Annotated in this window: 6 protein-coding genes; 3 read left to right on the forward strand and 3 right to left on the reverse strand. The window is 60.3% G+C overall.

The window, feature by feature from the left end:
- The first annotated feature begins 47 nt into the window (after window positions 1-47).
- The 3 genes from AC1RUK_RS01850 to AC1RUK_RS01860 all read left to right on the forward strand — a co-directional run bounded on the left by AC1RUK_RS01850 (window position 48) and on the right by AC1RUK_RS01860 (window position 4442).
- Window positions 48-1043: a carbohydrate ABC transporter permease gene (locus AC1RUK_RS01850; protein WP_292450299.1), complete on the forward strand. Its 996-nt coding sequence runs from the start codon at window positions 48-50 to the stop codon at window positions 1041-1043.
- Window positions 1040-2158: an ABC transporter ATP-binding protein gene (locus AC1RUK_RS01855; protein ID WP_481837008.1), complete on the forward strand. Its 1119-nt coding sequence runs from the start codon at window positions 1040-1042 to the stop codon at window positions 2156-2158. Before AC1RUK_RS01850 ends, AC1RUK_RS01855 begins: the two co-directional genes overlap by 4 nt.
- 1075 nt (window positions 2159-3233) lie before the next feature.
- On the forward strand, window positions 3234-4442 hold the full coding sequence (locus AC1RUK_RS01860; RefSeq protein ID WP_481837007.1) for an adenylate/guanylate cyclase domain-containing protein: 1209 nt from the start codon (window positions 3234-3236) through the stop codon (window positions 4440-4442).
- 293 nt (window positions 4443-4735) lie between these two features.
- Here AC1RUK_RS01860 and AC1RUK_RS01865 read toward each other — a convergent pair whose 3' ends face one another.
- Genes AC1RUK_RS01865 through AC1RUK_RS01875 form a run of 3 tightly spaced genes read right to left on the reverse strand, consistent with a single transcriptional unit; the run spans window position 4736 to window position 11036 of the window.
- A complete protein-coding gene (locus tag AC1RUK_RS01865; RefSeq protein ID WP_481837006.1) occupies window positions 4736-5989 on the reverse strand; it encodes an adenylate/guanylate cyclase domain-containing protein in 1254 nt (417 codons plus the stop codon).
- Window positions 5986-6375, reverse strand: coding sequence for a response regulator (locus tag AC1RUK_RS01870; protein WP_481837005.1), 390 nt, complete (start codon window positions 6373-6375; stop codon window positions 5986-5988). Before AC1RUK_RS01870 ends, AC1RUK_RS01865 begins: the two co-directional genes overlap by 4 nt.
- Window positions 6372-11036: a GAF domain-containing protein gene (locus AC1RUK_RS01875; RefSeq protein WP_481837004.1), complete on the reverse strand. Its 4665-nt coding sequence runs from the start codon at window positions 11034-11036 to the stop codon at window positions 6372-6374. The genes AC1RUK_RS01870 and AC1RUK_RS01875 overlap by 4 nt, the downstream gene beginning before the upstream one ends.
- Window positions 11037-11275: the final 239 nt, after the last annotated feature.

Genomic DNA, 11275 nt, shown 5'->3' on the forward strand with positions numbered 1-11275 from the left:
GGAGGTCATTTGCGTCGCGATGGTTCGAACCAAGGACTATCAGACATATGGCTCCCGCCACGGCCATCATCGTCTACGCTTTGCTGATCCTCTGGGCGGCCTTCGTGTTGTTCCCGCTCTATTGGGTTGCGATCACGTCGATCAAACTGCCCATCGACGTGAATGGCGGACCGGTCTATCTGCCGTGGATCGACTTCACACCTAGCGCCCATGCTTGGCGCGAGCTTTTCATCAACGATTTCGAGGATACGTCCAAGGCGTATCTGAACTCGATCATCATCGCGCTATGCGCCACCGCGCTTTGCGTGACAATCGGTTCGATGGCTGCCTATGGGCTCAGTCGCCTTCACTACAAACCGAAGTTCGGGGTGATAGCGATCTTCGTGCTGTGTATGGCGGCGGCTGCAATCGTCGTTGGGCGGTGGGGAGTCGACTGGCGGCTGTCGTTTACCGTCGCGGTAACACTCTTCTATTTCCTGGCGCGGGCGCTCGGACGGCATTTCAAGGGCACGCTGGGAAATGGCGACATATTGTTCTGGATGATATCGCAGCGCATTCTCCCACCAATCGTCAGCATCGTTCCCATTTACCTGATGTTCCAGCAGGTACGCCTGCTCGACACGCATCTGGCCCAGATACTCACCTATTCGGTCGTAAACCTGCCGATCGTCGTCTGGCTGATGCACGATTTTCTTCTGACCATTCCGACCGACCTCGACGAGAGTGCCCAGCTTGACGGCGCCACCCGCATCAGAACCTTCTTCGAAATCATCATGCCGCTGGCCGCGCCTGGCCTCGCCGCAACCACGCTGCTTGTCCTCATCCTTTGCTGGAACGAATATTTGATTTCGTTGGTTCTCTCGACCACGAACGCCCAGACGATGCCCATCCTTGTGGCGGCCATGAACGCCGGCGAGAAAGGCGTGTTGTGGTGGACTATGGCCGTGGTGATTGTGGTCATGATCATTCCGGTCATGCTGATGGCGCTGGTCCTGCAACGCTTCATTTCCAAGGGCATTCTGCTGGGTTCGATAAAGGGATGAGCGCGGTGAAAGAGCGTGGCGGCACAGCAATTCAGGCGCAGCGTCTGTCGCTGCGCGGGCTTGGTAAGTCGTTTGGCGCCATCAAAGTGGTCAGCGACCTCTGCATCGATGTAGCGCCCGGTGAGTTCCTGGTGCTTCTCGGGCCATCCGGCTGTGGCAAGACCACGGGGCTGCGCATTATCGCCGGGCTTGAAACCGCCGACACGGGGCAAGTCGTGCTTGGTGACACCGACGTAACCAACATCCTGCCGAAGTATCGTGACGTCGCTATGGTATTCCAATCCTACGCGCTTTATCCGCATAAGACGGTCGCCGAGAACATAGACTTTCCGTTGAAGGTGCGCGGCTTCCCGCAACAGGAACGCAAGATCGCCGTACGCGAAGCCGCGGCTCAGGTCCACATGGAAGGCTTCCTCGACCGATATCCTCGCCAACTGTCCGGCGGACAGCGGCAGCGTGTCGCCCTGGCGCGCGCGATCGTGCGGCGACCATCGGTGTTTCTCATGGACGAACCACTGTCCAACCTCGACGCGAAGCTGCGAGGATTCATGCGCGCCGAGCTGAAGCGTATGCAGCACGATCTTGGCGTGACGACGATCTACGTTACCCATGATCAGGTCGAGGCGATGACTCTTGCGCATCGAATCGCCATCATGGAGCAGGGCGTACTGCAACAGATTGGCACGCCGCGGGAGGTTTATGACCACCCGGCGAACCTGTTCGTCGCCGGGTTCATAGGCTCGCCGCCGATGAACTTCTTGCACGGGCGGATTGAGAACGACCGCTTTGAGACCTATGGGGTTAATCTGCCGGTTGCTGCAGTAAACGCTCCTGCTGTCGCGGCTGCCGTGATGGGGTTTCGGCCGGAAGATGCCTGCATTGTCGAACCGGGCAGTGGACTATTTGACGCCACTGTTTATGCCGCCGAGCCCACCGGCGATGTGACCCTGGTTACGCTCCTGGTCGGCAAGGAAAGCGTCTCGGTCAAGATGCCGAAGAACTACTACGTCGATTTCGACAGCAACGTGGCGGTTCGGTTCCCCCTAGAGCGGGGCTTCTTGTTCGATGCAAATTCGGGGAAACGTCTAGCGCTGCAACTGGGATCGGCGTACTAGCCGGTAGCCGGTTTGCGCCGCGGTGTTCAATCCACTGTTGTCTCGGTTTTCATCATCTCGTCGCGATCGCCACAGGATTCTGGCAGCAAGCTCAGTTCCGAATAAGTAGTGTTCCATCGCGCTGTAAACGAGTAAGCCCCTCCGAGAAGGAGTTATTGGAGGCTTCTCTACTAGATCAGCGCTCGCAAAGAGCAAGGGCGTTGATCGGAAGCGCGCCAAGCCCTGATCCGCACTGCCGTCAGCCTGGCGGTGGAGATCACCGCGCAGCGATACAGGGACGCGAGGTAGAAGGCGTGCCGCGCTGTGACCTGGTTTGAGATGACCGTCGCAATGTCCGCCTTCGCTGAAATTGCGGACTTACGGAGCTTCTCGGACGAACGTCACAGAAGGGTCAGTTAACGTCGATGCGTTTGGGGGCGCCTGAATGTCCGCTTCTCTAATTCCAAGCCTCGAAGCCGCAAGTCCGCTCCCGGCCCCAAACGCGACGTCCGAGTGGTGGCTTGGCGATGTCCGTAGTGGCGCAAGCCCGACCTAGAGAGCGATGCCTTAGTTGTGGTCCTTGTTGACAGGCGAGCGAGCCGCAAAACTGCCCGCAGCAAGGCCGGCGCTAAGGCATTGATATTGCTGTTGTCAAAACCTGGGGATTTTTTGGAGCTACTCCCCAGCTTTGGAGAATGATCGGCATTCAGAGAGCAATTTGCACGCCCAGGGCGCTGCGGCACTCCCCAGCTTTGGCCACACACCCTGCAAACGCTGGCCTCCAGAGCGCCTGCCAGCGGAGCAGAGAATTGTTTGGACTTTGAGGGTGGTAGAGGGACACGAACCCGAAACCAACCTTCTCTGGCTCGGCGTGATCAACATCCGCTTCTGGTTCCAAGAATTGATGACACGCTCAGGACGTCCGCTTTGCGCCGCATATCGGCCATTCAGATCAGTGCTATCGCTACCCGCAAGCGGACGGATTCCGCATGGACGAAGATTGACCCATTGGCCTGTCGGTGTCGCGGGCTGAGTTAAACGCTATCGGAGCGAAGAAGAAAGTGTCACTATCTCTGAGAGCATTTGGGGTGGGCACATGCGATTGCAAGGTGTTACGCTTTTAGGGACACACAACTACTCAAATAAGATCGCTCGCCGCCTTCGAGCAGCAAACATCGCCGCATGGCTTGTTGCTTTGGGTATGGCAACCTACACCCTAAGGCATTGGGCTGATCCCGATCCAATTTCAGTTTTGACAATTGCTGCGCTTACACTTCTACCAGTGTTGCACCGATTTGGGCCGCTAGTCGGTCCGTTGGCGTTGCTGATTTTCGTATATGTGCACGCCTTCAGAGTTTCGCTTGAGATTGGGACCGATGATGCAATCTGGTTAGCCTATATATCCGCAGCGCCGCTTAGCGTTCTGCTGTTCGGTGTAGAGCGTATATGGCTTATAATATCAGTGATAGCGGTATCAATTATTTTGGCAGTTTGGTCGCATGTAAATCTGCCTGGGAACACGGGTCTAGTGCCTAATGACATTATGGAATTGAATTTTTCTGTGAATTTTGTCTTAAACGTCATGACGGCATCCGCGGTCGTATATTTTGTGGCCAGGCAGGCTGACAGTGCTGAAGCGGCACTCGCCAAGGAATACGACCGGTCTGAATTGCTCCTCCAGAACTTGATGCCATCCTCGATCGCGGCGCGGCTCAAGGAGAAGCCCGATGAGATCATCGCCGATTCATTCGAGTCGGTGACAATCTTGTTTGCCGACATCGTCGGCTTCACACCCCGTGCCAGCCGCTTCACGCCGACCGAAATCGTGACCTTCTTGAACCGCATTTTCAGCCATTTCGACAAACTCGTGCAGGAACACCGGCTGGAAAAGATCAAGACAATCGGTGATGCCTACATGGCCGCAGGTGGGATGCCAGACTTGCGGACAGGCCATGCCGGTGCTGTTGCGGAAATGGCGCTAGACATGCTTGCAGTCACAAGGATGCTGTCTGAAGAACTGGGTGATCCGATCGAAGTCCGCATTGGCATCCACACCGGTCCGGCTGTGGCAGGCGTTATTGGAACGCGGAAGATGTTTTACGACGTTTGGGGTGACACCGTGAATACCGCCTCGCGAATGGAGTCCCACGGCAGTTCCGGCCGCATTCAAGTGACGGAAGAAGCCAGAAAAGTCTTGGCTGATCGCTATTTGTTCGAACTGCGCGGTTCGGTAGACGTAAAGGGCAAAGGCGAAATGGAGTTGCACTATTTGATTGGCAGGAGGGATGAGTCCTCGATTGCCTGATCTCGTTGCTTGAAAAAATGTCGGCGGCCGAAGCGAACGAGCGGTTGGCTCGGCGAGCAGGCTGCACGGTTTGCATGGCGTCGCCTGTTTGGCCAGCTACAGCCTTTATTCCGCCCCGATGACGTCTGCTATCCTTTCTGCAGACGTCATAAGCTGCAATTCCGCTAACGGCCTACAGATTGCCATTCTGCTTTGCGCCTCTTGTCGGCCGTTGAGGGCACCTTTGCCACCTCGTGAAAGCAGACTTTGCCGGCGACGGGACTTGACGCTCGCGGTCGCGACAGGCGCAAAGATCAGTCGAGGCTGATCCGCGTTCCTTTGGCGCCGTTGAGCAGCCGCTTGAGATGGAAGCTGGCGAGCTGGTCGTCCGGACATTTGCCGATCTGCGCGGCGAAAGCCGTAAGCGCGTTTGCATCGCCGGCCTCCAATCTGCCGAAGGCTTCGAGATAGCTCGCCGTCGAAGGATCATCATACTGCTTTGACGACAAAGGCTCGAACGCGCGCAGCGCCTCGGCCCTGCCGCGCAGCATCAGATCGCCGACCGGCCGTCCGCGGAAGCCGTCGACCCTTGCAGCCGCGCTCCCGCTGACGCAGATACGCGTGCCCAGCTGCTTGTTGGCGCTTTCCAGCCGCGCCGCGATATTGATGGTGTCGCCATAGGCCGTGTAGTCGAAGAAGCGGCCTCCGCCGAAATTTCCGACCAGCGCCGGACCTGCATGGACGCCGATGCGGGTCGTACCGACCACGACGCCCTTGTCGCGCCAGCTATCGCGGAACGATTGCGACAGCGCGTCGAGCTCGAGCGCGCAGGCAACCGCGCGCGCCGCATGGTCCTGCTGCTCGCCAGGCGCGCCGAACAGCACATGCAGCGCATCGCCGACGATCTTGGCGACGGTGCCTTCATGCGCGAACACGACGTCGGTCATGCCGGCCAAATAGTCGTTGAGGAGCGCGCCTAGCGTGGCAGGGTCGATCGTTTCCACCAGAGTGGTGAAGCTGGTAATGTCGGTGAACAGCGAGGCGACCTCGCGCCACTGCCCGGCTAGCGCCAACCCGTCGGCGTCGCCGGCCAGCCGCTCGGCCAGATTGGGCGAGAAGTAGCGCGACAGCGATGCGTGCGCGCGCTCCGCGACCGCTTGCCGCCGATGCGCCTCGTGCAGCACCTCGCGATGCTTCATGGTCTTGGCGATCGTGGTCTCCAGGTCGGCAAAGTCGATCGGCTTAGTGATGAAGTCGAAGGCGCCGCGGTTCATCGCAGTGCGGATGTTGGCCATGTCACCGTAAGCGGAGACGATGACCGTCGAAAGCTGCTGCCCCTCGGCCTGCTGCAGCTTCTCCAGCAGCGACAGGCCGTCCATACGGGGCATGTTGATGTCGCACAGCACCATGTCGATGTCGCTGTTGCCGTCGATGACGGACAGGGCGTCCACACCATCGCTGGCAAACAGGAAAATGACCGCGCCGTCGCGGATCTGACGCCGGAACTTCTGGACGATCAAGACCTCAAGGTCGGGCTCGTCGTCGACCACGAGGATGCGCGCCGTCACGCCACCATTCCCAGCCGCGTTTCGATCTGTTGCCTGAGCGTCGCAAAGTCGATCGGCTTGGTCAGCAGCGCTTCGGCGCCGTTCTCAAACGCCTTGCGCTTAGTTTCGGAGTCGCCATAGGCGGTGATCATGATGACCGGAACATCGGGCCGCAGCACCTTGATCTTCGGCAGCAGCTCGAGCCCGCTCATGCCGGGCATGTTGATGTCGGACAGCACCAGGATCAGTGTTCCACCTTCGGCGTGGTCGATCTGCTCCAACGCATCGACCGCCGATTGCGCGAAGTCCATGGTGAAGCGGCTGGCTCGGATGTCGCGGCGGAACTGCTGGCGAAACAGCGGCTCGACGTCGGGCTCGTCGTCGACCACCAGGATGAGCAGGCTCATGTTTCACCTCCCGATTTTGCGAGCGAGGCGGCGGCCCGCGGCAGCACGATCCGGAACTCGGTGAACTCACCGGGCTGGCTGTCGACATCGATGGTGCCGGCATGCTGTTTCACAATGATGTCGTGGCTGAGCGAAAGGCCGAGGCCCGTTCCCTCGCCGGCCGGCTTGGTCGTGAAGAACGGATTGAACATCTTTTCCTTCACCTCCTGTGAAATACCGGTGCCGTTGTCGCGGATCCTGATCTCGACACGGTCGCCGAGGTCCCTGGTGGAGGCTGAGAGCGTCGGCTCATATGCCACGCCATTTGCCGCGACGCCGCGCTTGATCGTTGCATAAAAGCCGTTGGAGATGAGATTGAGAAGCACCCGCGTAATCTCTTGCGGGTAGAGGTCGACATCGCCGGCCTGCGGATCGAAGTCCCGCATCAGCGTTACGTTGAAACCCGGCCTCTCGGCACGCGCGCCGTGATAGGCAAGGTTCAGACTCTCCTCCACCACGGCGTTGATGTCGATCGGACGGTGCTCCCCGGAACCCGCCCGTGAATGCAGCAGCATGTTCCTGACAATGGAATCGGCCCGCTTGCCGTGCTGGACCACCTTGTCGAGATTGCCCTTGAGCAGACCCGTGAGCTCGGTGACCTCCTCGCGTACGGATTGGTCCAACGGCGCTTGCGTGAGCACTCCCTGCAAGTCGTCGATCAGGTCGCTCGAAAGCGCCGAAAAATTGTTCACGAAGTTGAGCGGGTTCTTGATCTCGTGCGCAATGCCGGCCGTCAGCTGGCCGAGCGAGGCGAGCTTCTCCGTTTGCACAAGGCGGTCCTGCGCGGTCCTCAGATCTTCGAGCGAGCGCGACAATTCGCGGGTGCGCGCCTGTACCTCGTCGAACAGGCGGACATTCTCGATGGCGATACCGGATTGGTCGGCGAACGTCTCGAGGAGTTCGATCTGCCGCGGCGTGAAGTCCCGCACTTCGGATCGCGTCAGCGCGAACACGCCGACCGGCGTGCCTTCCCGCAGGATCGGAACGCACAGGATAGTCCGGTAGCCGCCGAGCTTCTGGAGCTGCGTTGCCCTGTATTCCGGGTCGGCGAGCACGTCGGAAACATGGATGGCTCGCGCTTCGAGGGCCACTCGTCCGGTGACGCTGCTGCGACCGGGCATTAAGGGATTGGCTTTGGCGAAAACCGCGGCCTCAGGCAAATTGCCGTAGCTGGCCGACCATCGGTAGAGGTCGCCGTCGCGCTTGAAGATGACGCTCGTGTCCGCATCGCACAGCTTTGCCGCCGATTCCGCCAGCGTGTCGAGAACCGGTTGCAGGTCGAAGGTCGAGCGGCTGATGGCTTTCAATACATCCGCCGTCGCGGTCTGCTGCCGCAGCGACTCGCTTAGCTCGGCTGTGCGCGTCTGCACCTCCTCAAACAGCCGCGCGTTCTCGATGGCGATGACAGCCTGATCGGCGAAAGTCTCGACCAGCTCGATCTGCTTTGGCGAGAACGGCCCGGGCGCCTTGCGCATGACCAGAAGCAACCCCATCAGCTCCGTGCCGCGCAGGAGCGGAACGCCGAGGATGCAGCGAACGCCGCGCTGCCGCGCCACGTCGGTGACGGTGAACTCGGGATCGGCTTCGAAATCCGGTACGTGAACGGTTTTCTGTTCCAGCAGAACGCGCCCCGACACCGATCCGCGCCCCGGCTGGCGCATGATCTTGGTATGGGCAGGGGCCGATTCCGGATCTCGGCTGAAGGTCGTGGTCCACTGAAATCCGTCGTCGACCAGACGATAGAAATCGGCAATGTCCGCGTCGCAGAGGTGCGCGGCGGACTCTGCCAGGGTGTCAAGGACGTTCTGCAGGTCGAAGGCCGACCGGCTGATGACCTTGAGCACGTCTGCTGTCGCTGTCTGCTGCTGAAGCGACTCGCTTAGCTCCGCGGTCCGCGCCTTGACCTCATCAAACAGGCGGACATTTTCGATGGCGATCACGGCCTGGTCGGCGAAGGTCTTCAGAAGTTCGACTTGCTTAGCGGCAAGAAAGCCCGTCTCAGCACGCCCGACTGCTATGCAACCGATGGGCAGGCCGTCACGCAGCATCGGCACGGCGACAGCACTGCGCAGGCCCGAAAAAGCCGCCGCGGCGCGATGCGTGAATTCACTATCCAAGGTGAGGTCCGGGATCTGCGCCACGTCAAGATATAGAATTGCCCGTTCGGCAGCGCTGCCGCGAGTAGGTGCCACTGGAAAGGTGTTGCGCACGATCTCAACGCTTTCTTCGGTGATGCCGTGATGCGCGACGAAATGCAGAAGCTCGCCGTCAAATCTGTAGACAAAGCAGAACTGCGCTTCGCATAGACGGGCGGCGCTTTGCGCGATCATATTAAACACTGGCTGCCCATCGGTGGGCGAGCGGCTGATAACGCTAAGCACATCGCTGGTCGCCGTCTGGTACTCCAGCGCCTCTGTGGCCTCCCGTGTCCGCTGCTGCACCTCCTCGAAAAGGCGGACGTTCTCGATCGCAATTACGGCCTGGTCGGCGAACGTCTGCACGAGTTCGACCTGCTTGTCGCTGAACGCGCCTGGCGTGCGACGGGGCATGGCGAAGACGCCGATCACTTCGCCCTGCCGCAACAGCGGCACGGCAAGCATGGCACGATAGCCGGCGCGGTCGCGGGCTTCGGAAAACGTGAATTCCTTATCCTCAAGCGCGTCGGCGACATTCACGACCGCCTTGGTCAGCGCCGCCCGTCCCGTGAACGTCTCGCGTCCCGGTTTGATCGGATGGGTTCGCACGAACTCCAGGTATCCGGGGGGCGTGCCGTGGCTCGCCTCGGGAGAGAAGGACCCATCGCGCGCCAGAAATATGAGGCCCATTTCGGCATTGCAGAGTCGGCAGGCGGAAGCGATCAACGTGTCGAGAACGGCCCCTAGATTGAAGGCGGAGCGGCTGATGACCTTGAGCACGTCGGCCGTCGCCGTCTGCTGCTGCAGCGCTTCGATTAGCTCGGCGGTACGCGCTTGGACCTCCTCGAACAGCCGCACGTTGGAGATGGCGATGACGGCTTGGTCGGCGAACGTTTTGAGCAGCTCGATCTGCTTGTCAGTGAAGGGCCGCATCTCGATGCGCCGGATCATCAGCGCTCCGACCGCTTCCCCGTCACGCAGCAGTGGGATCGCAAGGATGCTGCGAAAGCCGAGCCGGTGGGCCATTGCCCTGCCCGTTGCAAAGTCTACACCCGCCTCGGTCAGGTCATGAACATGGACCGGTGCCCGGTCGAGCACCGCGCGACCGGTGACCACGTCGCGGGCAACAGGCAGCCCGGCGTCGTCGACCTGGATTGGCCCATGATGCGCTCCGACCGCCAAATGATCGCCCTGCCGCAGATAGATCGTCGCGTCATGGGCATCGCAGAGACGCGCGGCGCTTTCAGCGACGGCGTCAAGAACCGGTTCGATGTCGGTGGGCGACGCCGCGATTACGCGAAGGATGGAGCCCGTCGCGGTCTCGCGCTCCAGTGCCTCGGTCACTTCGCGATTGCGCGCCTGCACCTCGTCGAAAAGGCGCACGTTCTCGATCGCGATGACCGCCTGGTCGGCGAAGGTCTTGAGCAGTTCGACCTGCCGATCGGGAAAATTGCCGGCTTCAAGCCGGTCGACCGTGATCACGCCGATCGGAACGCCATCCTTGAGCATCGGCACCGCGACGGTGCTTCGCGAATGCAAGAAATCGGCAAGCGCGCCCATCTTATGATCCGGATCGGCCTGATAATCCAGATCGGCCTGTATGTCGGGGATTTGCACAACGGTGCCGCTGCTCACCGCCCGCGCTGCAGCGCTGCCACGTCCTGGTGCCATTGGGAAGCTCCGATCGATCGTCTCGATTGCTTCGGGCGGCACCCCGTAATGGGCCATGAAGTGCAGGAGCGTTCCATCGAACCGGTCGACAAAGCAGAATTGCGCCCCGCAGAGCTTGGCAGCGCTCTGGGCGATCGTATCGAAGACTGGCTGCGCATCAGTCGGGGATCTGGAAATCGCGCGCAATATCTCGCCGGTGGCCATCTGCTGTTCCAGCGACTCGGCTAGGTCGCGGTTGCGGGACTCGACCTCTTCGAACAGCCGCACGTTCTCGATAGCGATGACCGCCTGATCCGAAAATGTCTGCACCAGTTCGATTTCGCGCGTACTGAACGGCGAGACCGACGAGCGAGCGAGGACGAAGACGCCGGTCACGGCGCCGTCACGCATCAGCGGAACGCCCAGCAGGGTGCGGAAGCCGCCGAGCCGCTGGCCTTCGATGTTGGTGTATTCCGGATCGTCGAGAACGTCGGCAATCTGCTCCACGGACCCGCTCTGGGCAACGCGGGCGGCGATGCTGCCCCGGCCCGGCGTGACCGGGAGGTTGTTCATGTGGTCCTGGAATTCTTGGCTCCATCCGATCTGTACCGTCGGCTGCAACACGTCGCCCTGGCGCAGATAGATGTAGCCCATCCCGGAATGACAGAGGTCGGACGCGGACTTCACAAGCGTATGCAGCACGGAATCGAGATCGAACGCCGAACTGCTGATCGTCTTCAACACTTCGGCCGTCGCCGTCTGATGCTCGCGCGTTTCGTCCAACTGCTGGGTGAGCAGCGCAATCTTCGATTCACGTTCGGAGTTCGATTTATGCACGCTGCGGTCCGATCCTCGATTGCGGCATCGGCGCCACTCTTTGATCTCTTTCGCCATGAACTTAGACCGGAAAAGCTTGGCGACCGATAGTCCAACTTTTGCCGCCGCCAGGTTCGAGCCTGGTGGCTGTGTACCGAAGAGCCGCTCTTTTTGAGCGTACCTGCCGCTTTCGACATAACTCGGTGGAAATCCCGCTGATTTGGGAATCCCCAACGATTCCAGGTCAACGCAGAACGCTC

The organism is Mesorhizobium monacense (assembly GCF_056781675.1).